This is a genomic window from Streptomyces sp. NPDC003393 (assembly GCF_053589015.1).
In genome coordinates, this window is sequence record NZ_JBSFRB010000025.1 from 1 (window position 1) to 22,328 (window position 22,328).

Below are 22,328 nucleotides of genomic sequence, written 5' to 3' on the forward strand. Positions count from 1 at the left end.
CCTCGACCTGCACCCCCGAGCCGTTCTCGGTGTACCCGGTGACCAAATCGTGGGCGGGGGCGGCGGCGGCCACCCACCCCCGCCCGGCGGTCCGGGGCCCCCGCCGCGCTGCCCCTTTCCTCGCCCCCCCCGCCCCCGCGGGCCCGGCCACTGCCCGGACCGGGGGCGACGACGTTGCGTGCGTGCGCTTCCCGGGGGTGGGTGAGGCGCCTCGGTGCGTTTGCCGGGTCGCGCGTCGCCGTAGGGCGTCTGCCGCGCGTGCGGTGCGTCGTGGGCTGCCGGTCCTGCGTTGCGAGGGTGCTGGCGCTGCGTCGTGGGGCGAGGGCCGCGGCGGTGCGTCCAGCCCGCCGCGCACGGACATACGGCCCGGAGGAGTCGAGCCGGCCGGAGGGGGCCGTGGTACGGGCGGGCATGTGGACGCACCCCCACGGCCCGCTTCCGTCCGCCGGCGGCCTTCCCATCGTGGGGGTGCGCCCCTGGCGGGGCTGCGGGCTGGAAGCTGGGCGCGTCGGTCGGCGGATGCCCCGTGCATGCGAAAGTCCCCCTCCGCCGGGCCGGTGGAAGGGGACTGCGGGCCGCGTGTCAGACGGTGACGGCCTGCCGCTGCTCGACGGGTGCCGCGGTGCGCGGCGTCGGCACCGTCGGCTTCGGCAGCAGCAGGTACAGCGCGCCGGAGATCACGATGGTGGCGACCCACCCGAGGCCGTACTCGCCGATGACGTTGTTGTGGGCGAGCGGGCCGGTGAACCAGTCGGACGTGGTGAACAGCAGGCCCGCGCCGAGGCCGATGGCCCAGGCGGCCACCGCGGCGGGGGAGAAGCCGCCCTTGTACCAGTAGGCGCTGGTGCGGGTGGTGTCGGCCATGGCCGCGCCGTCGTACTCCGTACGCCGCAGCATGTCCGCGCCGAAGACGCCGACCCAGGCGGAGAAGGCGACCGCGAGCAGCGACAGGAAGGCGATGAAGGAACCCATGAAGCTGGTCGCCACCAGCATCAGCACCCCGCCGAAGGCCAGCGAGATCACGGCGTTGACCGAGACCGCCCAGTGGCGCGGCACCTTGAAACCGAGAGTCTGCGCGGTGAAGCCCGCCGAGTACATGGACATCGAGTTGATCAGCAGCATGCCGATCAGCGCGATCAGCAGGTACGGCACCGCGATCCAGGTCGGCAGGATCTCGCCGAGGAAGGAGACCGGGTCGGCGGCCGAGGCCAGGTCCGGAGTGGAGACCGCCATCACCGCGCCCATGAGCACCATGGGCAGGACGACGATGCCGGCGCCACCGACCGAGGTGCCCACGATCGCCTTGGACGAAGCCGTGCGCGGCAGGTAGCGGGTGAAGTCCGGGGCGCTCGGGATCCAGCTGACACCGCCCGCCGCGATCATGCCGATACCGGTGATCACCGCGGCCGTCGAACCGGCGGAGTGGGCGAACACCCTCGACCAGTCGGTCTCCACGACCAGATAGGCCAGGACCAGCATCGAGAACAGACCGAAGAGGTACGTCGCGTACTTGTTGCACTTCTGCACGGCGTTGATGCCGAGCCCGGAGATCGCGAAGGTCGCGACCACGAACGCCAGCAGCATCACCATGTCGAGCACGCTGTTCGCCTTCAGGCCGAACACGATGTCCAGAATGGTGAGCATGGCATACGCGCCGGTCACCGCGTTGATCGTCTCCCAGCCCCAGCGGGCGACCCAGATCAGCGAACCGGGCAGCAGGTTGCCGCGCTGCCCGAAGACCGCGCGGGACAGCGCCATGCCGGGCGCCCCGCCGCGCTTGCCCGCGATGCCGATCAGCCCGACCAGGCCGTACGACACGACGGGCGCGGCCACGGCGACGACGAGCGCCTGCCAGAGATCGAGGTGGTACGCCACGACCAGGCTCGCGCCCATCGTGAGCAGCAACACGCTGATGTTGGCGCCGACCCAGGTGGGGAACAGCTCGCGGGTCCGTGCGGTGCGTTCGTGGTCGGGCACCTGTTCGATGCCGCGGGTCTCCAGGGTGCCTTCGGTGTCGGCGGGCTTGCTCATGAAGAAGGGGTCCGTGCCTCGTTCGTGGGGGCGCGAGGTGCCGTGTCGTGGGGGAGCCGGGCGAGCCCTCGCGGGGGACGGTGACGTCGGGACTCTACGCGTACGGGCGATACCCGGACCATCGTACTTTGATCCGACTCATGGCTTTGAGTGGCGTTTGTCTCTCGGCGGACCCCGCAAACCGGTTCCCGCCGGTACCCATGGCTGATACTGGAGCCGTTATGGAAACCATCATCCTTGCTGTAGTCATCGCCGTGGTGGTGCTCGGCGCGCTCGGCGGGCTCGTCGTCGGCAGCCGGCGGAGGAAGCCGCTGCCGCCGCCACCGCCCAGCCCGCCCGACATCACCGCCCCTCCGGCCGAGCCGCACGTCGGCGAGGAGGCCGAGACGCCGCACGAGGAGCCGCGGCGGACGATCGAGGAGGTGGACCTTCCGGACGGCACACCCCCCGTCGCCGTCGAGGAGCCGCCCGTCGTCGAAGAGCTCCCGGTGCCCGAGATCGAGGTCCCGGAGCCCACCGCCGGACGTCTGGTCCGGCTGCGCGCCCGTCTTTCCCGGTCGCAGAACGCCCTGGGCAAGGGCCTGCTCACCCTGCTCTCCCGCGAGCACCTCGACGAGGACACCTGGGAGGAGATCGAGGACACCCTGCTCACCGCCGACGTCGGCGTGCAGCCCACTCAGGAACTGGTCGAGCGGCTGCGCGAGCGGGTCCGGGTGCTCGGCACCCGCACCCCCGAGGAGCTGCGCGGACTGCTGCGCGAGGAGTTGCTCACGCTGATCGGCCCGACCATGGACCGCGAGGTGAAGACCGAGCCGGCCACCAGCAAGCCGGGCATCGTGATGGTCGTCGGCGTCAACGGCACCGGCAAGACCACCACCACCGGCAAGCTCGCCCGGGTCCTGGTCGCCGACGGCCGCAGCGTCGTGCTCGGCGCCGCCGACACCTTCCGCGCCGCCGCCGCCGACCAGCTTCAGACCTGGGGTGAGCGGGTCGGCGCCTACACCGTGCGCGGTCCCGAGGGCGGCGACCCCGCCTCCGTGGCCTTCGACGCGGTGAAGGAGGGCAAGGAGATGGGCTCCGACGTGGTGCTCATCGACACCGCCGGCCGCCTGCACACCAAGACCGGCCTCATGGACGAGCTCGGCAAGGTCAAGCGTGTCGTCGAGAAGCACGCCCCGCTGGACGAGGTGCTGCTCGTGCTCGACGCCACCACGGGACAGAACGGCCTGGTGCAGGCCCGGGTCTTCGCCGAGGTCGTCGACATCACCGGCATCGTGCTCACCAAGCTCGACGGCACCGCCAAGGGCGGCATCGTGGTCGCGGTCCAGCGCGAGCTGGGTGTCCCGGTCAAGCTGGTCGGGCTCGGCGAGGGCGCGGACGACCTGGCCCCGTTCGAGCCGGAGGCGTTCGTGGACGCCCTCATCGGCGACTGACCGATCCCTCGTCCGTACGGCAGCGCCCGTCCCCCGGTCGGTGGGGACGGGCGCTGCCGTCGTGGTCGTAGGGGACGCGCCGCCGATGCGGTCACGCCCTACCAGTTCTCCCGCGCCCGCGAGCGGTGGGCGACGTACGCCAGGGTGCCCAGCAACAGGCGTGCCTCCGGCAGGCCCGTGGTGTCCAGGGCGGGCGGGCGCAGCCAGCGGACCGGGCCCCGGCCGCCGAGATCGGAGGGCGGGGCGGTGAGGTACGTACCCGGGCCCAGGCCGCGCAGGTCGAGGGAGGCCGGGTCGTCCCAGCCCATGCGGTAGAGCAGGCGGGGGAGCTGGGGCGCCGTCCCCGGGGCGACGAAGAAGTGGGCGCGGCCGTCGGGGGCCGCGGTCACGGGGCCGAGGGGGAGGCCCATGCGCTCCATGCGGGCCAGGGCGCGTCGGGCAGTGGGCTCGGCGACCTCGATCGCGTCGAACGCCCGCCCGACCGCCAGCATCACCGCCGCGCCCGGCAGCTCGGCCCACGCACGGGTCACCTCGTCGAGAGTGGCCCCGGCCCGGATCTCGGGGGCGAAGTCCAGCGGGTGGGCGCCCGGTGCCGGGCAGTCGGCGCGGCCACAGGAGCAGGCGTCGCCGACGGCCCGCGCGCCCCGTGCCACGTCCCAGCCCCACAGTCCCGTGTACTCGGCCACCGCCGTGCACTCCGAAGCGCGGTACGACCGGCCGCGCCGCCGCGCGCCGGAGCGGATCTCGCGAATGCCGCCGATCGTGAAGCCCATGCCCCCTCCAACGGGTCCGCCACCTCGATGGTTACGTCGCGATGCGGATCGTGACTCTGTGTGCCCATCCCTCCCCGGCCCCGCCGGCTCCGGGCGGCGTCCGGAAGCGCCCCGGGTGGTGCGCTCGTCAGCACGCGCCCCGGTCTGCACCGCTTCACCGGGCCCGCGGCTGTCCTATGTCAAGTGAATCGCGCCAAGGCCACCGAGAGTTCATTCGAAGGGGTGGCGAATGGTGGCGTTTCAGGAATCCCCGTGGCTGGAACGGTGATCGTAGGATTACTGTGAGTGTGCGAGTCCTGGGGGCACATGCACTCGTGGGTATGCCGGAGGCAAGTCGGCCCTCCGTTCGACGGGTGAGAACCGGCGGACGGGCGGCGGCGGTCACCGGCATTCTGATAGGGCTTGGCGCACTCGGCGACAAGTGGTCTCAGGAATGGGGGCGTTCCAGTGAGCGGCAAAGGCGGTAGCGGGACGAACGCTGCGAGCGACAAGCGCCCGAACGAGCTGCTCGCCTCCTGGTTCGCGCGCAGCGGCTGGTCCAAGGGCGAGCTCGCCCGTCAGGTCAACCGCCACGCCCGCCGGCTGGGCGCCAACCACATCTCGACGGACACCTCACGCGTACGGCGCTGGCTGGACGGCGAGAACCCGCGCGAACCGATCCCCAAGATCCTCTCGGAGCTGTTCTCCGAGCGCTTCGGGTGCGTCGTCTCGGTGGAGGACCTGGGGCTGCGCACCGCCCGCCAGTCGCCGTCGGTGACCGGCGTGGACCTGCCCTGGACGGGCCCGCAGACGGTGGCCCTGCTCAGCGAGTTCTCGCGCAGCGACCTGATGCTGGCGCGGCGCGGCTTCCTCGGGACCTCGCTGGTGCTGTCGGCGGGCCCGTCCCTCATCGAGCCGCTGCAGCGCTGGCTCGTGCCCTCGCCCCCGGCCCTCTCGAGCGAGCCGGAGCCGTCCGCCGCGAACCGCCGCCCCGGCCGCCTCTCCCGCCCGGAGCTGGAGCTGCTGGAGACAACCACCAAGATGTTCCGGCAGTGGGACGCCCAGTGCGGCGGCGGCCTGCGCCGCAAGGCGGTCGTCGGCCAGCTGCACGAGGTGACGGACCTCCTCCAGGAGCCCCAGCCCGAGGCCACCACCAGGCGCCTGTTCAAGGTCGCCGCCGAGCTCTCCGAACTGGCCGGCTGGATGAGCTACGACGTCGGACTCCAGCCCACCGCGCAGAAGTACTTCGTGCTCGCCCTGCACGCCGCCAAGGAGGCCGGCGACAAGCCGCTCGGCTCCTACGTCCTGTCCAGCATGAGCCGCCAGATGATCCACCTCGGCCGACCCGACGACGCCCTGGAGCTCATCCATCTCGCCCAGTACGGCAGCCGCGACTGTGCCGGCCCGCGCACCCAGTCCATGCTGTATGCGATGGAGGCCCGCGCCTACGCCAACATGGGCCAGCCCGGCAAGTGCAAGCGCGCGGTGCGGATGGCCGAGGACGCCTTCGCCGACGCCGAGGACTGGGACGAGCCCGACCCCGACTGGATCCGCTTCTTCTCCGAGGCGGAGCTGTACGGCGAGAACTCCCACTCCTTCCGTGACCTCGCATACGTCGCCGGCCGCAGCCCCACGTACGCCTCGATGGCCCAGCCCCTGATGGAGAGGGCCGTACAGCTCTTCGCCGAAGACCCCGAGCACCAGCGGTCGTACGCGCTGAACCTCATCGGCATGGCCACGGTCCACCTGCTCCGGCGCGAGCCCGAGCAGAGCACCGGGTATGCCGCGCACGCCATGCAGGTGGCCAAGAAGGTCCGCTCCGAACGGGTGAACACCCGTATTCGCAAGACCGTCGACAACGCCGTACGCGACTACGGCGACCTGGGCGAGGTCATCGACCTCACCGAGCAGCTCGCGGCCGAGCTCCCCGAGACCGCCGAGGCCGTCTGAGACCCCGGCCCGAACCAGCCACGACACCCTGAACCCCGGCCGCGGCCGGCCCTCCCGAACTGCCCGACTCGGCTCCCCCATGCCAGGTCATCGGAAGGCCGCCGCGGCCGGACTCATGCCCGCGCGTAGTTCATCCACGCGTAACACGCACGGCGCCTTCGTCACCCCGGCGAAACAACGAGGGGCGTCCAATGAAACCGCGCTGCGTCAATCTCGTGGCGCATAACCGGCCCACCCCTCATGGCCCGGACACCGTCCGGACCCGATCACCGGACCGCTCAAGGCTTCGCCCGCACGGGGCCGCACAACCGACGAGGAGACGCCGATGGCACCAGCCATCATGCTTGCGGCGGACGCACCCAAGCTGTCGTCCGCCAACACAGGCTTCATGCTGATCTGTTCCGCCCTGGTGATGCTGATGACCCCGGGCCTGGCCTTCTTCTACGGAGGCATGGTCCGCGTCAAGAGCACGCTGAACATGCTGATGATGAGCTTCATCAGCCTCGGGATCGTCACCATTCTCTGGGTGCTCTACGGCTTCTCGCTGGCCTTCGGCACCGACCACGGCTCGCTCGTCGGCTGGTCCTCCGACTTCGTCGGCTTCGGCGGGATCGGCAAGGCGGACCTGTGGCCCGGCTACACCATCCCGGTCTTCGTCTTCGCCGTCTTCCAGCTGATGTTCGCGATCATCACCCCGGCCCTGATTAGCGGCGCCCTGGCGGACCGGGTGAAGTTCACCGCCTGGTCGCTGTTCGTGGTGCTGTGGGCGACGATCGTGTACTTCCCGGTCGCCCACTGGGTCTGGGGCGCCGGCGGCTGGGCCTTCGACCTCGGCGTCATCGACTTCGCCGGCGGCACCGCCGTGCACATCAACGCCGGTGCGGCGGCGCTCGGCGTCATCCTCGTCATCGGCAAGCGGGTGGGCTTCAAGAAGGACCCCATGCGACCGCACAGCCTTCCGCTGGTCATGCTCGGCGCGGGCCTGCTGTGGTTCGGCTGGTTCGGCTTCAACGCCGGCTCCTGGCTCGGCAACGACGACGGCGTCGGCCCGCTGATGTTCGTCAACACCCAGATCGCCACCGCCGCCGCCATGCTCGCCTGGCTCGGCTACGAGAAGGTCCGCCACGGCGCCTGCACCACGCTCGGTGCCGCCTCCGGCGCCGTCGCCGGCCTGGTCGCGATCACCCCCTCCGGCGGGGCGGTCTCCCCGCTCGGCGCGATCGCGGTCGGTGCCATCGCCGGTGTCCTGTGCGCCATGGCGGTCGGCCTGAAGTACCGGTTCGGCTACGACGACTCCCTCGACGTGGTCGGCGTCCACATGGTCGGCGGCATCGTCGGCTCCCTGCTGATCGGCCTCTTCGCCTCCGGCGAGGGCCAGTCGGACGTCAAGGGCCTGTTCTACGGCGGGGGCCTGGACCAGTTCTGGAAGCAGTGCGCCGGAGTCTTCGCCGTCCTCGCCTACTCCCTGGTCGCCTCGGCCGTCCTCGCCTTCCTGATCGACAAGGCGATCGGGATGCGGGTCGCCGAGGACGAGGAGATCTCCGGCATCGACCAGGCCCAGCACGCCGAGACCGCGTACGACTTCAGCGGCGCGGGCGGCGGGGTCGCCGGTGCCCTGGCCGCGGGCGCCGCCACCCAGAACGTCAAGAGTGCGCAGAGCAAGAAGGTGGACGCATGAAGCTCATCACCGCCGTCGTGAAGCCCCATCGGCTCGACGAGATCAAGGAGGCCCTCCAGGCCTTCGGCGTCCACGGCCTGACGGTCACCGAGGCCAGCGGCTACGGCCGGCAGCGCGGGCACACCGAGGTCTACCGCGGCGCGGAGTACACGGTCGACCTGGTGCCCAAGATCCGCATCGAGGTACTGGCCGAGGACGACGACGCCGAGCAGATCATCGATGTCGTGGTCAAGGCGGCCCGCACGGGCAAGATCGGTGACGGCAAGGTCTGGTGCCTCCCGGTCGACGCGGCCGTCCGGGTACGCACCGGCGAGCGCGGCCCGGACGCCCTCTGAACGGGACGACGGACGCGCTCTGAGCACGGGAACGGGAGTCGCCGGGTGACGGGTATGGATGTGCGGGACGAAGCGGACAGCTCGGGAACCGGCGGCTATGCGGCGGCCCGGCTGCGCCTCCTCGGCGAGGGGGCGCGGTCCGGGCCGTCGCGCCGCGCCGCCCTCGCCGGACTGACCGACGACTGGCTCGCCGGAATGTTCGACGCGGTCGCGGCCGAGACCGGCGCCGGACGGCCGCCGCGGGGCGTCTCCCTGGTCGCCGTCGGCGGCTACGGACGCGGCGAGCTCTCGCCACGCAGCGACCTCGACCTGCTCCTGTTGCACGACGGCGGCGACCAGGGCGGGGTCGCCGCCCTCGCCGACCGGCTCTGGTACCCGGTGTGGGACCTCGGCCTCGCCCTCGACCACTCGGTCCGCACCCCGGCCGAGGCCCGCAGGACCGCGGGCGACGACCTCAAGGTCCAGCTCGGCCTGCTGGACGCCCGCCACCTCGCGGGCGACGCCACCCTGACCGCCCAATTGCGCACGGCCGTCCTCGCCGACTGGCGCAACCAGGCGGCCCGGCGCCTTCCCGAGCTGAGGGAGCTGTGCGCCGAACGCGCGGCACGCCAGGGCGAGCTGCGCTACCTGCTGGAGCCGGACCTCAAGGAGGCCCGCGGGGGCCTCCGGGACGCCACCGCCCTGCGCGCCGTGGCCGCCTCCTGGCTCGCCGACGCCCCGCGCGAAGGCCTCGCCGACGCCCGCCGCCGGCTGCTCGACGTACGGGACGCCCTGCATCTGGCGACCGGCCGCGCCACCGACCGGCTCGCCCTCCAGGAGCAGGACCAGGTCGCCGCCGCACTGGGCCTGCTGGATGCCGACGCCCTGCTGCGCCAGGTGTACGAGGCGGCCCGGATCATCTCCTACGCCGGCGACGTCACCTGGCGCGAAGTGGGGCGCGTGATCAGGTCGCGCTCCGTGCGGCCGAGGCTGCGCGCCATGCTGGGTGGCGGGAAACCGGCGGCGGACAGGTCCCCGCTCGCCGACGGCGTGGTCGAACAGGACGGCGAAGTGGTGCTCGCCCGTACCGCACGCCCCGAACGCGACCCCGTGCTGGTGCTGCGCGCTGCGGCCGCCGCCGCACAGGCCGGGCTACCGCTCTCCCTGCACGCCGTACGCCGCCTGGCCGCCACCATGCGCCCCCTCCCCACACCCTGGCCCGCCGAGGCCCGCGAACAACTCGTCACCCTGCTCGGCTCCGGCCGCACCACCGTCGACGTCTGGGAGGCGCTGGAGGCCGAGGGTGTGATCACCCGGCTGCTGCCTGACTGGGAACGGGTGCGCTGCCGCCCGCAGCGCAACGCCGTCCACGTCTGGACCGTGGACCGCCATCTGATCGAGACGGCCGTGCGCGCCTCCGAACTCACCCGCCGGGTCGGCCGCCCCGACCTGCTCCTGGTCGCCGCGCTGCTGCACGACATCGGCAAGGGCTGGCCCGGCGACCACTCCGTCACCGGCGAGACCATCGCCCGGGACGTGGCCGGCCGGATCGGCTTCGACCGCGCCGACGCGGCCGTCCTCGCCGGCCTCGTACGCCACCACCTGCTGCTCGTCGAGACCGCGACCCGGCGCGACCTGGACGACCCTGCGACCGTCCGCGCGGTCGCCGACGCCGTCGGCACCCAGGGCACGCTGGAACTGCTGCACGCACTGACCGAGGCGGACGCCCTGGCCACCGGTCCGGCCGCCTGGTCGTCCTGGCGCGGATCCCTCGTCGCCGACCTGGTCCGGCGGGTCTCCGCGGTCCTTGCCGGGGACGTACCCGACGACCCCGGTACCACCGCCGCGCCCACCGCCGAGCACGAGCGGCTCGCCGTCGAGGCCTGGCGTACCGGCGGTCCGGTCCTGGCGCTGCGCCCGCGGCCCGAGGAGCCACTCGGTGATCCGTCCGGGGAACCCGAGCCCCTCGGCGTCGAACTGCTGATCGCCGTCCCCGACCAGCCGGGCGTGCTCCCCTCGGTCGCCGGACTGCTGGCCGTGCACCGGCTGACGGTCCGCACCGCCGAGCTGCGCACCCTGGAACTGCCCGACGGCGTCGACGACGGCACCGTGCTGCTGCTGAACTGGCGGGTCGCCGCCGAGTACGGCTCGCTGCCCCAGGCCGCCCGGCTCCGCGCCGACCTCGTGCGGGCCCTGGACGGCTCCCTGGACACCGCGGCCCGGCTCGCGGAACGCGACGCCGCCTATCCGCGCCGCCGGGGCGTGGCGGCACCCCCACCACGGGTGACGGTCGCCCCGGCCGCCTCCCGGCACGCCACCGTCATCGAGGTCCGCGCCCAGGACGCGCCGGGACTGCTGTTCCGTATCGGGCGGGCGCTGGAGGACGCGAAGGTACGGGTGCGCAGCGCGCACGTGAGCACGCTGGGCGCGAACGCCGTGGACGCGTTCTACGTCACCGGTCCGGCGGGCGACCCGCTGCCGGAGGAGGAGGCGGCGTCCGTGGCGCGGCGGCTGGAGGGGACACTGCGGGCGTGACCTGGCGGTCCGCGCCGCGCGGTGGTGTGTCCCTGCTCGCTGTCCTCAGCGGGTGGGGACGAATCGCTTGCAGGGCCGGATACCCTGGAGGGCAGCCCTAGACGACTCCTACTCCGAGGACCGACGCCGCTGTGTTCGATACTCTCTCCGACCGCCTCTCAGCGACTTTCAAGAACCTGCGTGGCAAGGGGCGGCTCTCCGAGGCGGACATCGACGCCACGGCGCGCGAAATCCGCATCGCCCTCCTGGAAGCCGACGTGGCCCTGCCCGTCGTCCGTACGTTCATCAAGAACGTCAAGGAGCGGGCCCTCGGGGCCGAGGTCTCCAGGGCGCTGAACCCGGCCCAGCAGGTCCTCAAGATCGTCAATGACGAGCTGGTCACCGTCCTCGGTGGCGAGACACGCCGCCTGCGCTTCGCCAAGCAACCGCCGACCGTGATCATGCTGGCCGGTCTCCAGGGTGCCGGTAAGACCACCCTCGCGGGCAAGCTCGGCCGGTGGCTCAAGGAACAGGGCCACTCCCCGCTGCTGGTCGCCTGTGACCTCCAGCGTCCCAACGCCGTGAACCAGCTCAGCGTGGTCGCCGAGCGCGCCGGCGTCGCCGTCTACGCCCCCGAGCCGGGCAACGGCGTCGGTGACCCGGTCAAGGTCGCCAAGGACTCCATCGACTTCGCGCGGACCAAGGTCCACGACATCGTGATCGTGGACACCGCCGGCCGCCTCGGCATCGACGCCGAGATGATGCAGCAGGCCGCGGACATCCGGGACGCGGTCGGCCCCGACGAGATCCTCTTCGTCGTCGACGCGATGATCGGTCAGGACGCCGTGAACACCGCGGAGGCCTTCCGCGACGGCGTCGGCTTCGACGGTGTGGTGCTCTCCAAGCTCGACGGCGACGCCCGCGGTGGCGCGGCCCTGTCGATCCGGCAGATCACCGGCAAGCCGATCATGTTCGCGTCCAACGGTGAGAAGCTCGACGACTTCGACGCCTTCCACCCGGACCGGATGGCCTCCCGCATCCTCGACATGGGTGACCTGCTCACCCTGATCGAGCAGGCGGAGAAGACGTTCAGCCAGGAAGAGGCCGAGAAGATGGCCTCCAAGCTGGCGTCGAAGAAGGGCCAGGACTTCACCCTGGACGACTTCCTGTCCCAGATGGAGCAGGTCAGGAAGATGGGGTCCATCTCCAAGCTCCTCGGCATGCTGCCGGGCATGGGGCAGATCAAGGACCAGATCAACAACATCGACGAGCGCGACGTCGACCGCACCGCCGCGATCATCAAGTCGATGACTCCGGGCGAGCGCCAGGACCCGACGATCATCAACGGCTCGCGCCGCGCCCGTATCGCCAAGGGTTCCGGTGTCGAGGTCAGCGCGGTGAAGAACCTCGTCGAGCGGTTCTTCGAGGCCCGCAAGATGATGTCCCGCATGGCCCAGGGCGGCGGCATGCCCGGCATGCCGGGGATCCCGGGCATGGGCGGCGGCCCCGGCCGGCAGAAGAAGCAGCAGAAGAAGGCCAAGGGCAAGCAGCGCTCGGGCAACCCGATGAGGCGCAAGCAGCAGGAGCAGGAGGAGGCCGCGCGCCGCGCCGCCGCGGCCCAGGGCGGTGCCCAGGGGGGCAACGCCTTCGGGCTGCCGCAGCAGGGCGGCCAGGACTTCGAGCTGCCGGACGAGTTCAAGAAGTTCATGGGCTGACCAGCCCGGCGGCGGAGCGCGACCCGTCGCACGACGCGCGACCCGCCGAACGGCGTAGAGGGCGTCCCCCACACGGGGGGCGCCCTCAGCGCATGCCAGGGCCGGGCATCTGCCGTAACGTCCAGATATGAGCAATGCCGCGCCACCACGCAAGGCATCTGATCAGCCGTGGCGCACCGAAGGCACCCCGGAGGAGCCGCCGAAGCGGCCCGGCGGGCGAAAGCCCCGCGTCAGATGGTGGGGGCTGCTCGTCACCGCGGTGATCGTCTTCCTGGTGGCCTACGGCGGCCTGAGCTACTACGACAGGGGCAACGAGCCGACGATCTCGTACACGGAGTTCAGCAGGCAGGTCGACGCCGGCAACGTCAGCAAGATCTACTCCAAGGGCGACGCCATCCAGGGGAAGCTGAAGAGCGCCCGCCCCAGGCCCAGCGGCGGCGGCACCTACACCGAGTTCAGGACCCAGCGGCCGGCGTTCGCCGGCGACAACCTCTGGCAGAGCCTGACCAGGAACGACGTCACGGTGACCGCGCAGCCGGTGGTCCAGGAACGCGGCTTCGTGGCCAACCTGCTGCTGTCGCTGGCGCCGATCGCGATCCTGGCGGTCTTGTGGATCTTCTTCGCGCGGCGGCTCGGAGCGGGGCTGGGCGGAGTCGGCGGCCTGTTCGGCCGCAGGACACCGCCCCGGCCGGTGGAGCTGCGGCCGGGAACCCAGCGCACGACCTTCGCCGACGTGGCCGGGATCGACGAGGTCAAGGGCGAACTGGACGATGTCGTCGACTTCCTGAAGTACCCGGACGACTACCGAAGCATGGGCGCCAAGATGCCCCGCGGCGTCCTGCTCACGGGCCCGCCCGGAACCGGCAAGACGCTGCTCGCGCGGGCGGTGGCAGGTGAGGCGGGGGTGCCGTTCTTCTCCGCGTCCGCGTCCGAGTTCATCGAGATGATCGTCGGCGTCGGCGCCTCCCGGGTCCGCGAGCTGTTCACGGAGGCCCGAAAGGTGGCTCCGTCGATCATCTTCATCGACGAGATCGACACCATCGGCCGGGTGCGAGGCGGCGGCGCGTCGATGGGCGGCCACGACGAACGCGAGCAGACACTGAACCAGATCCTGACCGAGATGGACGGCTTCTCCGGCTCCGAGGGCGTGATCGTGCTCGCCGCGACCAACCGCGCCGACGTCCTGGACCCGGCCCTGACCCGCCCTGGCCGCTTCGACCGGCTGGTGGCGGTCGCACAGCCGGACCGCGGTGGCCGCGAGGCGATCCTGCGGATCCACACCCGGGACATCCCGCTCGCCCCGGACGTCGACCTCGCCCAGGTGGCCCGTACGACCCCGGGCATGACCGGTGCCGAACTGGCCAACCTGGCCAACGAGGCCGCCCTGCTGGCGGTCAAGCGGCGGCAGCGGGCGGTCACCCGGACCGACTTCTCCGAGGCCCTGGAGAAGGTGCAGCTCGGCGCGGAACGCGCCCTGGTGATGCCCGAGGAGGAGCGCCGGCGCACCGCCTACCACGAGAGCGGACACGCCTTGCTGGGCATGCTCCAGCCAGGCGCCGACCCGGTCCGCAAGATCACCATCGTGCCGCGCGGCCGGGCCCTCGGGGTCACCCTGTCGACGCCGGAGTCCGACAAGTACGCCTACACCGAGGAGTACCTGCGCGGCCGGATCATCGGCGCGCTCGGCGGCATGGCCGCGGAGCACGTGGTCTACGACGTGATCACGACCGGCTCTGAGAACGACCTGGAACAGGTCACCAACATCGCGCGCGGCATGGTGGCCCGCTGGGGCATGAGCGAGCACCTGGGCCGCCTGTCGGCCCTGCCCAACGACGCCCAGCAGGCCTACGGTCTGGCCGCCGCGCCGCAGACCCTCGACACCATCGACACCGAGATGCGACGCATCGTCGACGAGTGCTACGAGGAGGCGTGCCGCAAGCTGGGCGACCACCGCGAGCAGTTGGACGCCCTGGCCGCGGCCCTGCTGGAGAACGAGACGCTGGACGAGGCCGACGCCTACCGGGTCGCCGGGATACCGCGCCTCAAGAAGGAGCCCGAGACAGCGGCGGCGGACCCGGGAGCCGGGGGACCCTAAGGGGTCCGCGCGATCAGGTAGCGGAACACGTTCGGCATCCACACGGTGCCGTCGGGCCGCTCGTGCGCGTGCAGGGCCTCCGTCAGTTCCTTGCCGACCTGGTTCTCGTCGCTCGCCGCGATCGCCGCGTCGAACAGCCCCGTGGCGAGCATGCCGCGGACCGCGCTGTCCAGGCCCGCGTATCCGAAGGGGCAGGCCACCCGCCCGGAGCCGTCCGGGCGCAGACCGGCGCTCAGGACCGCCTCCTCCAGGCCGTCGCGCAGCGCGACCGGCGGATCGGCCGGGCGGACGACCGCGCGCACCACGGAGGACGTGGCGCACCGTTCGGGCGGTCCCCAGCCCGCCAGCACCACCGGCGCCCCCCGCTCGGCGAGCGAGGCGGCCGCGGTGAGCTGCCCGGCCAGGGCGGCCGGGTCGCCGGTGAGGCACCCGATGGGCTCGAAGGCGGTCACCAGGGTGTAGGCGGCCGTCCCCGGCCCGGAGATGTCCGCGAGGTCTTCGACCGGTCCGTCGAGGACGCGGGCGTCCGCACGCGGGCGCGTGCCCCATGCCTCGGCCTCGGGCTGCAACCGCTGCCGTGCGAGCGCGAGCCGCTCGGGCGAGGCGGGGTCGACACCCGTGACCGCGGCTCCTCTGGTGGCGGCCATGAGCAGGGCCAGCCCGGAACCGCAGCCGAGGGCGAGCACCCTGGTCCCGCGGCCCACCTCCAGCCGCTCGTGGACGGCCTCGTAGAGCGGCACCAGCATCCGCTCCTGGATCTCGGCCCAGTCACGCGCGCGTGCCCGCAGATCCACCCGGGGCGCCTGCCCGGCGAGTTCCGCCTGCTGCCGCACGAGCGTAGGTGTCATGGATAAGCGCCCCAATCCGCCGAGAGGTCTGCCGCTGCCCGATTCCGTGGCCCCCGTGCGCCGCACTTCCCGTATGCCAGGTAACTCCCCGCTCCGGACCGCGTCCAGGGGTCGTGAGGCCATGGTTGGTGCCTTCCGGGCGCGTGGCGCGAGATTTCACAGTGCGGTAACCCGGGCCTCGCCGCGCCGTACGGTGGCCCCCAAGGCGGGCCGGTGCGCAGCGCCGGGGACGCGCCCGGTAACGTCACGGTCGTCGCGCACGCTGACCCGAGTAGAGGCTTCCGCCCGGGAAGCGGCCGAAACGCCTCTTGCGCATCGCCCGAGGGCATGCGCACCCGTGTGCGAGTCGGTCCTGCGCGCGGGTGGTGAACAGGTCGCCCGCGAGGCCTCCGTCGAGAGTGGCGGTGGGAGACGGGGGGCGTACGCGGGACTACGCACCAGCTTGATACGAGCTGCGAGCCTTCTCCGCAGTTCAGCGCACCCGCCCTCGTCAGGACGCATCAGCGGCAACTGACGGGTACGTGCAAATTATTTGGGATGCCCCGGAATAGGAACACAGTGGGCCCCACGCTCGTTCTCATTACGTGAGCACGACACAGACACCACCTGTTCTCGCCGCGGAACTGGCGCAGGCGTGGGCCGACATTCAGCGGTACCACCCCGAACTGCCGGATCTCGCCGCGCCGGAGTCCCTGATCGGGGAGTCGTCGTCCGCCTGCGGACACGAACTCTCCTTCGAGCGACTGCTTCATGAGGCAGTCCACGGCATCGCCGCCGCGCGCGGAGTACGCGACACCTCGCGCGCCGGCCGCTACCACAACCGACGTTTCCTCGCCATCGCCGAGGAGCTGGGCCTCGACCACCCCGAGGAGCCGCACCCGAGCAGCGGTTTCTCGCTGGTCACGCTCAGCCCCGAGGCGAAGCGGCGCTACCGTCCGACGATCGAGCGCCTCCAGCGCGCACTCAAGGCGCACACGGCCGCCACGTCCGCCGACACCAGCCGCACCTTCCGCGGCCCGGCGGCCCGGCACGGCTCCTCCGGCGGCGGGGTGCGGGTCAAGGCGGTCTGCGACTGCGGCCGCAACGTCCGCGTCGTCCCCTCGGTCCTGGCCCAGGCCCCGATCATGTGCGGTGGCTGCGGCAAGCCGTTCCGGATCCCGGAGATCGTGGGCGCCGCGGGCTGAGGTACGGCTGCTCGTGGCAGCCGTACCCCGGGGGGCCGCTCGTCGAGCACCCGGTGCGCCGGGTGCGAGTCAGGCGTGCCCGCGCGCGGCCGCTCCACCCCGCGCCGGGGGCGACCCGCGGCGTATGGCACAATGACTAGCTGTACTCGACAGCCGCACAGGACCCCTCTCTCCTCCGGCTGACGCGTCCATCGGGCACTCGGGTACCGCAACCCCACGCGGCGTCCCCGCCGTGCCCAACCACGTCAAATCCAGGAGAACCCACTCCCGTGGCAGTCAAGATCAAGCTGAAGCGTCTGGGCAAGATCCGTTCGCCTCACTACCGCATCGTCGTCGCCGACTCCCGTACCCGCCGTGACGGCCGGGCCATCGAGGAGATCGGTCTGTACCACCCGGTGCAGAACCCCTCGCGCATCGAGGTCAACGCCGAGCGCGTGGCGTACTGGCTCTCCGTCGGCGCCCAGCCGACCGAGCCCGTGCTCGCCATCCTGAAGAAGACCGGTGACTGGCAGAAGTTCAAGGGCGAGCCCGCCCCTGCGCCGCTGCTGCAGCCGGCGGAGAAGGCCGCGCGTCCGTCGTTCGAGGCCCTGGGCGGCGAGGACGAGGGCAAGGGTGAGGCGATCACCCAGAAGAAGAAGGCTGAGAAGAAGGACGAGGCGGCCGCCGAGTCCGCGTCGACCGAGGCCTGAGCAGCATGCTCGAAGAGGCGCTTGAGCACCTCGTGAAGGGCATCGTCGACAACCCTGACGATGTGCAGGTCGCCTCGCGCAACCTGCGCCGCGGACGCGTGCTGGAGGTCCGGGTCCACCCCGACGACCTCGGCAAGGTGATCGGTCGAAACGGCCGCACCGCACGCGCCCTGCGCACCGTCGTGGGTGCCATCGGCGGTCGCGGCGTCCGTGTCGACCTCGTCGACGCGGACCACGTCCGCTGACGCATCACAACCGGCTCGGGCCGGGGAGGGCCACTGGGCCGTCCCCGGCCCGCAGTCGTATGACAGGAGATTTGGACACGTGCAGCTGGTAGTCGCACGGATCGGCCGTGCCCATGGCATCAAGGGCGAGGTCACCGTGGAGGTCCGCACCGACGAGCCGGAGCTCCGGCTCGCACCCGGCGCCGTACTCGCCACCGACCCCGCCTCCGCGGGACCGCTCACCATCGAGACCGGACGCGTCCACAGCGGCCGCCTTCTGCTGCGCTTCGAGGGCGTCGGCGACCGCAACGGCGCCGAAGCCCTCCGCAACACCCTGCTCATCGCCGAGGTGGACCCGGAGGAGCTGCCCGAGGAGGAGGACGAGTACTACGACCATCAGCTCATCGACCTCGACGTGGTCACCGAGGAGGGTGAGACGGTCGGCCGGATCAGCGAGATCTCACACCTGCCCTCCCAGGACCTGTTCATCGTCGAGCGTGCGGACGGCACCGAGCTGATGGTCCCGTTCGTCGCGGAGATCGTCACCGAGATCGACCTGGAGGAGCAGCGGGCCGTCATCGCGCCGCCGCCGGGTCTGATCGACGACCGCGCGGAGATCGCCTCCTCGCGGGACACCGTCTCCTGGCGGGCCCCCGAGGGCTCCGGGAGCTCCGAAGACTCCGGGGACGAGTCCTGATGCGCCTCGACGTCGTCACGATCTTCCCCGAGTACCTGGAGCCGCTGAACGTCTCCCTCGTCGGCAAGGCTCGCGCGCGCGGGCAACTGGACGTTCACGTGCACGATCTGCGCTCCTGGACGTACGACCGCCACAACACCGTCGACGACACGCCGTACGGCGGCGGTCCCGGCATGGTGATGATGACCGGGCCCTGGGGCGACGCCCTGGACTCCGTCCTCGCCGACGGTTACGAGACCGGCTCCCACGCGCCGGCGCTGATCGTGCCCACCCCCAGCGGCCGCCCCTTCACCCAGGAACTCGCCGTCGAGCTCTCCGAACGCCCCTGGCTGGTCTTCACCCCGGCCCGCTACGAGGGCATCGACCGCCGGGTGGTGGACGAGTACGCGACCCGCATGCCCGTCTACGAGGTGTCCATCGGCGACTACGTGCTCGCCGGCGGAGAGGCCGCCGTCCTGGTGATCACGGAGGCCGTGGCCCGGCTGCTGCCCGGCGTCCTCGGCAACGCCGAGTCCCACCGGGACGACTCCTTCGCGCCCGGCGCCATGGCGAGCCTGCTGGAGGGCCCCGTGTACACCAAGCCGCCCCGCTGGCGCGAGCGCGGCATCCCCGAGGTGCTGCTCAGCGGCCACCACGGGAAGATCGCCCGATGGCGCCGCGACGAGGCCCTGCGGCGCACCACGGTCAACCGGCCCGACCTGATCGAACGCTGCGACCCCAAGGCCTTCGACAAGAAGGACCGCGAGATGCTGTCCATCCTGGGCTGGACGCCTGACCCCGACGGCGAGCCGTACGGCCGATTTTGGCGCAGGACCGACGACGTGGAAGAATAGGCCGCTGCTGTGCGCCGTCCGGTGTGCGCCCCTGCCACAGGGGGACACGACGCCCGCCCCGACCGCACAGCGGTCCCTTTCGGAAAACCCCTAGTTTCCGCTGATGACCTGTGGCATCGGCGAAGAAAGCAGACGAAATGTCTCACCTGCTCGACTCCGTCGACGCCGCGTCGCTGCGCAGCGACGTCCCGGCCTTCCGCCCGGGTGACACCGTCAACGTCCACGTCCGTGTCATCGAGGGCAACCGCTCCCGTGTGCAGCAGTTCAAGGGCGTGGTGATCCGCCGCCAGGGTTCCGGCGTGCGCGAGACCTTCACCGTCCGCAAGGTCTCCTTCTCCGTCGGCGTCGAGCGCACCTTCCCGGTGCACACCCCGATCGTGGAGAAGATCGAGCTCGTCACCCGCGGTGACGTGCGCCGCGCCAAGCTGTACTACCTCCGTGAGCTGCGCGGCAAGGCCGCGAAGATCAAGGAGAAGCGCGAGAGCTGAGCGCTTTCCGCCCGCCGGACCCGCACATGGGTCCGGCGCGGGTTCTCAGCGGGGCGGGATAGCATTCCGCCCCGATGGACACCGAGGCACAGCCGACCGAGCGCGACCGCTCCTCCGGCCCCTCCGACGCCGAAGCCGACCAGGCTCCCGGTGCGCGGGGGCCGGAGGACCGGTCGCGTTCGTCGTTGGTGGCGGGCGTCACCGACTGGCTGCCCGGCGGGCGGATCACCCTGACCGCGCTGATCTGCCTGGTCCTCGTGCTGCTCCTCAACACGTTCGTGCTGCAACCGTTCCAGATCCCGAGCGGATCCATGGAGCAGGGATTGAGGATCGGGGACCGCGTTCTCGTAAACAAGTTGGCATACCGTTTCGGTGCCGCGCCGCGGCGCGGCGATGTCGTCGTGTTCGACGGCACCGGCTACTTCGGGCACGCCGACTACGTCAAACGCGTTGTCGGTGTGGGGGGTGACCATGTGGTCTGCTGTGACAAGGAGGGCAGGATCGAGGTGAACGGCCGGCCGGTCGACGAGTCGACCTTCCTGTACCCCGGCGACCGTCCCTCCACGGTGCCCTTCGACGTCGCCGTGCCCGACGGCACCCTGTTCGTCCTCGGTGACCACCGTGGCGACTCGAGTGACTCGCGCGACCATCTGGGCTCCCCGGGCGGCGGCATGATCCCCGTCGGTGAGGTCGTCGGCCGGGCCGACTGGATCGTCTGGCCCTACGGCCACTGGACCCACCTCACCCGCCCCGGCGCCTACGCGCGCGTGCCGGCCGCCGACCACGCGGGCGGCACCCATGGGTAACCGAGGCAAACCACGTGGCGCGCCGGTCAGCCCCGCCGACGAACTGCTGCCCACCGGGGCCAGGCGCGCGGGCGGCCCGGCCGGCGGGCGCACCCGCGCGGAGCGGCGCAAGCTCCAGCGCAAGGTCAAGCGCAAGCGCAGGCGCTCCGCCGTCCGGGAGATCCCTCTCCTCGTCGGCGTCGCCGTGCTCATAGCCCTGGTTCTGAAAACCTTCCTGGTGCAGGCCTTCGTGATCCCTTCGGGCTCCATGGAACAGACGATCCGCATCGGCGACCGGGTGCTGGTCGACAAGCTCACCCCCTGGTTCGGCTCCGAGCCGCAGCGCGGGGACGTGGTCGTCTTCCGCGACCCGGGCGGCTGGCTGGACGACGAGCAGACCACGAAGAAGAACGACCCGGTCGGCGTCAAGCAGATCAAGGAGGGCCTGACCTTCATCGGGCTGCTGCCCTCCGACGACGAGAAGGACCTCATCAAACGGGTCATCGGCGTCGGCGGCGACCACGTCAAGTGCTGTGACGCGCAGGGACGGGTCACCGTGAACGGCGTTCCCCTGAACGAGGGGGATTACATCTACCCGGGTGACACGCCCTCCGAGCAGCCGTTCGACATCACGGTTCCGCCGGGACGGCTGTGGGTGATGGGCGATCACCGGGGCAACTCCGCCGACTCGCGCGCGCACCGCAACACGCCGTACGGCGGTACGGTCTCGGAGAAATCCGTCGTGGGCCGGGCCATGGTCATCGGGTGGCCGCTCGGCCACTGGAGCACACTGAAGGAACCGAAAACCTTTGCCGCCGTGTCCGACGCGGCGGCCGGGTCGAACGCCGTAGCCCGCCTGTCGCATAGGGTTGCCCCGGACGATCCCAACAGATCGGTTCAGCTCCCGACCCCTGCGGAACTCCCGCTCGTTATGGGAGTGGTGGGCCTGCGCCGGGCGTGGCGCGGGCAGCGGCAAGGAGTAAGGAGTTGGCGTGGGGGATGTGGCGGTTGGCGCACGGTCCGGCAGCGACGGCGAGGAGCACCGCGGACACCCCGTGGATGCGGAGGCCCGCCCCGCACACCCCGCCGTGGGCTCCGGGAGTGAGAGCGAAGCGGCCGAGGGCAGCAGGGTGACCGAGCACAACCAGACCGATGACCAAGGGACCGACGAGACCACCTCCGAGGCGAGGAAACCCCGCTCCTTCTGGAAGGAACTGCCGATCCTGATCGGTATCGCGCTGGTGCTCGCGCTGCTGATCAAGACGTTCCTCGTCCAGGCGTTCTCCATCCCGTCCGACTCCATGCAGGACACCCTGCAGCGCGGTGACCGGGTGCTGGTCGACAAGCTGACCCCCTGGTTCGGCGCCGAGCCCGACCGCGGCGAGGTCGTCGTCTTCCACGACCCGGACGACTGGCTGGCCGGTGAGCCGACGGCCAAGCCCAACGCCCTGCAGACCGTGCTCAGCTGGATCGGCCTGATGCCGTCCGCGGAGGAGAAGGACCTGATCAAGCGAGTCATCGGCGTCGGCGGCGACACCGTCGAGTGCCACGGCACCGGTCCCCTGATCGTCAACGGCAGGGCGCTGGAGGAGTCGTCCTACGTCTATCCCGGCAACACGCCGTGCAGCCAGGACGACCAGGGCGGCCAGTTCAAGGTCACCGTGCCCGACGGCTACATCTGGGTCATGGGCGACCACCGGCAGAACTCCCGGGACTCGCGCTACAACCAGGCCGACAAGAACCACGGCATGGTCCCGGTCAAGGACGTCGTCGGACGCGCCATCGTGCGGGCCTGGCCGATCAACCGCTGGGGCACCCTGCCCGTGCCCGACACCTTCGACCAGCCCGGCATCGGCCAGCAGCAGCCCTCGACCGCGGGCGCCCCGACGGTGGCCCCGGGCGGCGTGGCGCTCAGCGCGGCCGTACCGCTGGTGGTGTGGCGCCGCAGGCGGACCGTGAAGGCCGCCGGCGGCACGGGCGACAGGACCACGGCCGCCGGCAGCCGCTGAGGACCCTGCCGCGGGGCCTTCCCTCCGTACGGGACGTCCCCCGGGCGGGGGAGACCTCGCGGTGACGCCGCTCGCGCGGCGGTGAGTCC

The 22,328-nt window shown here is 71.6% G+C and carries 19 protein-coding genes; 16 read left to right on the forward strand and 3 right to left on the reverse strand.

Annotated elements, in window-relative coordinates; translation table 11 throughout:
* Positions 1–582: 582 nt before the first annotated feature.
* Positions 583–2,031, reverse strand: coding sequence for a cytosine permease (locus ACWDUZ_RS23090; RefSeq protein ID WP_451633677.1), 1,449 nt, complete (start codon positions 2,029–2,031; stop codon positions 583–585).
* Between the two features lie 221 nt (positions 2,032–2,252).
* On the opposite strand from ACWDUZ_RS23090, the gene ftsY reads away from it, so the two are divergent.
* Entirely contained in the window at positions 2,253–3,464 is a 1,212-nt protein-coding gene (ftsY, locus tag ACWDUZ_RS23095) for a signal recognition particle-docking protein FtsY (RefSeq protein WP_451633678.1), read from the forward strand.
* 98 nt (positions 3,465–3,562) lie between these two features.
* Here the strand turns inward: ftsY and ACWDUZ_RS23100 are convergent, their stop codons facing one another.
* Entirely contained in the window at positions 3,563–4,237 is a 675-nt protein-coding gene (locus ACWDUZ_RS23100; RefSeq protein WP_451633679.1) for a bifunctional DNA primase/polymerase, read from the reverse strand.
* A 447-nt stretch (positions 4,238–4,684) separates the two neighbouring features.
* Between ACWDUZ_RS23100 and nsdA the strand changes: the two genes are divergently transcribed.
* From nsdA to ftsH, 6 genes are all read left to right on the forward strand, one after another.
* The gene (nsdA, locus tag ACWDUZ_RS23105) at positions 4,685–6,166 is read left to right on the forward strand and encodes a transcriptional repressor NsdA (protein WP_451633680.1); all 1,482 of its coding nucleotides are present in this window, start codon (positions 4,685–4,687) and stop codon (positions 6,164–6,166) included.
* A gap of 325 nt (positions 6,167–6,491) precedes the next feature.
* Positions 6,492–7,844, forward strand: coding sequence for an ammonium transporter (locus tag ACWDUZ_RS23110; protein WP_451633681.1), 1,353 nt, complete (start codon positions 6,492–6,494; stop codon positions 7,842–7,844).
* Positions 7,841–8,179 carry a P-II family nitrogen regulator gene (locus tag ACWDUZ_RS23115; protein ID WP_451633682.1) on the forward strand — a complete coding sequence of 113 codons (339 nt, stop codon included), beginning with the start codon at positions 7,841–7,843 and terminating at the stop codon, positions 8,177–8,179. Before ACWDUZ_RS23110 ends, ACWDUZ_RS23115 begins: the two co-directional genes overlap by 4 nt.
* A 45-nt stretch (positions 8,180–8,224) precedes the next feature.
* Positions 8,225–10,693, forward strand: coding sequence for a [protein-PII] uridylyltransferase (locus tag ACWDUZ_RS23120; protein ID WP_451633683.1), 2,469 nt, complete (start codon positions 8,225–8,227; stop codon positions 10,691–10,693).
* Positions 10,694–10,824: 131 nt separating this feature from the next.
* Positions 10,825–12,387: a signal recognition particle protein gene (ffh, locus tag ACWDUZ_RS23125; RefSeq protein WP_451633684.1), complete on the forward strand. Its 1,563-nt coding sequence runs from the start codon at positions 10,825–10,827 to the stop codon at positions 12,385–12,387.
* Between the two features lie 127 nt (positions 12,388–12,514).
* Entirely contained in the window at positions 12,515–14,482 is a 1,968-nt protein-coding gene (gene ftsH, locus ACWDUZ_RS23130) for an ATP-dependent zinc metalloprotease FtsH (protein ID WP_451633685.1), read from the forward strand.
* Here the strand turns inward: ftsH and ACWDUZ_RS23135 are convergent.
* The gene (locus ACWDUZ_RS23135; protein WP_451633686.1) at positions 14,479–15,330 is read right to left on the reverse strand and encodes an SAM-dependent methyltransferase; all 852 of its coding nucleotides are present in this window, start codon (positions 15,328–15,330) and stop codon (positions 14,479–14,481) included. The two genes, ftsH and ACWDUZ_RS23135, sit on opposite strands and share 4 nt — an antisense overlap.
* Positions 15,331–15,914: 584 nt before the next feature.
* Here ACWDUZ_RS23135 and ACWDUZ_RS23140 point away from each other — a divergent pair.
* The 9 genes from ACWDUZ_RS23140 to lepB (ACWDUZ_RS23180) all read left to right on the forward strand — a co-directional run bounded on the left by ACWDUZ_RS23140 (position 15,915) and on the right by lepB (ACWDUZ_RS23180) (position 22,239).
* Complete coding sequence (locus ACWDUZ_RS23140) at positions 15,915–16,514, forward strand: hypothetical protein (protein ID WP_451633687.1); 600 nt, start codon at positions 15,915–15,917, stop codon at positions 16,512–16,514.
* Positions 16,515–16,783: 269 nt separating this feature from the next.
* Positions 16,784–17,203 (forward strand): 30S ribosomal protein S16, encoded by a 420-nt coding sequence (gene rpsP / locus ACWDUZ_RS23145; protein WP_451633688.1) that lies wholly within the window; start codon positions 16,784–16,786, stop codon positions 17,201–17,203.
* 5 nt (positions 17,204–17,208) lie between these two features.
* Positions 17,209–17,448 (forward strand): RNA-binding protein, encoded by a 240-nt coding sequence (locus tag ACWDUZ_RS23150; protein ID WP_381344820.1) that lies wholly within the window; start codon positions 17,209–17,211, stop codon positions 17,446–17,448.
* 79 nt (positions 17,449–17,527) lie between these two features.
* Positions 17,528–18,124: a ribosome maturation factor RimM gene (rimM, locus tag ACWDUZ_RS23155; RefSeq protein ID WP_451633689.1), complete on the forward strand. Its 597-nt coding sequence runs from the start codon at positions 17,528–17,530 to the stop codon at positions 18,122–18,124.
* On the forward strand, positions 18,124–18,957 hold the full coding sequence (gene trmD, locus ACWDUZ_RS23160; RefSeq protein ID WP_451633690.1) for a tRNA (guanosine(37)-N1)-methyltransferase TrmD: 834 nt from the start codon (positions 18,124–18,126) through the stop codon (positions 18,955–18,957). Before rimM ends, trmD begins: the two co-directional genes overlap by 1 nt.
* 137 nt (positions 18,958–19,094) lie before the next feature.
* Positions 19,095–19,445 (forward strand): 50S ribosomal protein L19, encoded by a 351-nt coding sequence (gene rplS, locus ACWDUZ_RS23165; RefSeq protein ID WP_030168262.1) that lies wholly within the window; start codon positions 19,095–19,097, stop codon positions 19,443–19,445.
* A 74-nt stretch (positions 19,446–19,519) separates the two neighbouring features.
* Entirely contained in the window at positions 19,520–20,251 is a 732-nt protein-coding gene (gene lepB, locus ACWDUZ_RS23170) for a signal peptidase I (RefSeq protein ID WP_451633691.1), read from the forward strand.
* Positions 20,244–21,335 (forward strand): signal peptidase I, encoded by a 1,092-nt coding sequence (lepB, locus tag ACWDUZ_RS23175; protein WP_451633692.1) that lies wholly within the window; start codon positions 20,244–20,246, stop codon positions 21,333–21,335. The genes lepB (ACWDUZ_RS23170) and lepB (ACWDUZ_RS23175) overlap by 8 nt, the downstream gene beginning before the upstream one ends.
* A gap of 25 nt (positions 21,336–21,360) precedes the next feature.
* The gene (lepB, locus tag ACWDUZ_RS23180; protein WP_451633693.1) at positions 21,361–22,239 is read left to right on the forward strand and encodes a signal peptidase I; all 879 of its coding nucleotides are present in this window, start codon (positions 21,361–21,363) and stop codon (positions 22,237–22,239) included.
* The last annotated feature ends 89 nt before the right edge of the window (positions 22,240–22,328 follow it).

What these genes read in the sequence shown, in the direction of transcription:
- ACWDUZ_RS23090 (WP_451633677.1), bottom strand. Translation starts at nt 2,031, where the DNA reads ATGAGCAAGCCCGCCGACACCGAAGGCACCCTGGAGACCCGCGGCATC.
- ftsY (WP_451633678.1), top strand. Translation starts at nt 2,253, where the DNA reads ATGGAAACCATCATCCTTGCTGTAGTCATCGCCGTGGTGGTGCTCGGC.
- ACWDUZ_RS23100 (WP_451633679.1), bottom strand. Translation starts at nt 4,237, where the DNA reads ATGGGCTTCACGATCGGCGGCATTCGCGAGATCCGCTCCGGCGCGCGG.
- ACWDUZ_RS23110 (WP_451633681.1), top strand. Translation starts at nt 6,492, where the DNA reads ATGGCACCAGCCATCATGCTTGCGGCGGACGCACCCAAGCTGTCGTCC.
- ACWDUZ_RS23115 (WP_451633682.1), top strand. Translation starts at nt 7,841, where the DNA reads ATGAAGCTCATCACCGCCGTCGTGAAGCCCCATCGGCTCGACGAGATC.
- ftsH (WP_451633685.1), top strand. Translation starts at nt 12,515, where the DNA reads ATGAGCAATGCCGCGCCACCACGCAAGGCATCTGATCAGCCGTGGCGC.
- ACWDUZ_RS23135 (WP_451633686.1), bottom strand. Translation starts at nt 15,330, where the DNA reads ATGACACCTACGCTCGTGCGGCAGCAGGCGGAACTCGCCGGGCAGGCG.
- ACWDUZ_RS23150 (WP_381344820.1), top strand. Translation starts at nt 17,209, where the DNA reads ATGCTCGAAGAGGCGCTTGAGCACCTCGTGAAGGGCATCGTCGACAAC.
- trmD (WP_451633690.1), top strand. Translation starts at nt 18,124, where the DNA reads ATGCGCCTCGACGTCGTCACGATCTTCCCCGAGTACCTGGAGCCGCTG.
- rplS (WP_030168262.1), top strand. Translation starts at nt 19,095, where the DNA reads ATGTCTCACCTGCTCGACTCCGTCGACGCCGCGTCGCTGCGCAGCGAC.
- lepB (WP_451633691.1), top strand. Translation starts at nt 19,520, where the DNA reads ATGGACACCGAGGCACAGCCGACCGAGCGCGACCGCTCCTCCGGCCCC.
- lepB (WP_451633692.1), top strand. Translation starts at nt 20,244, where the DNA reads ATGGGTAACCGAGGCAAACCACGTGGCGCGCCGGTCAGCCCCGCCGAC.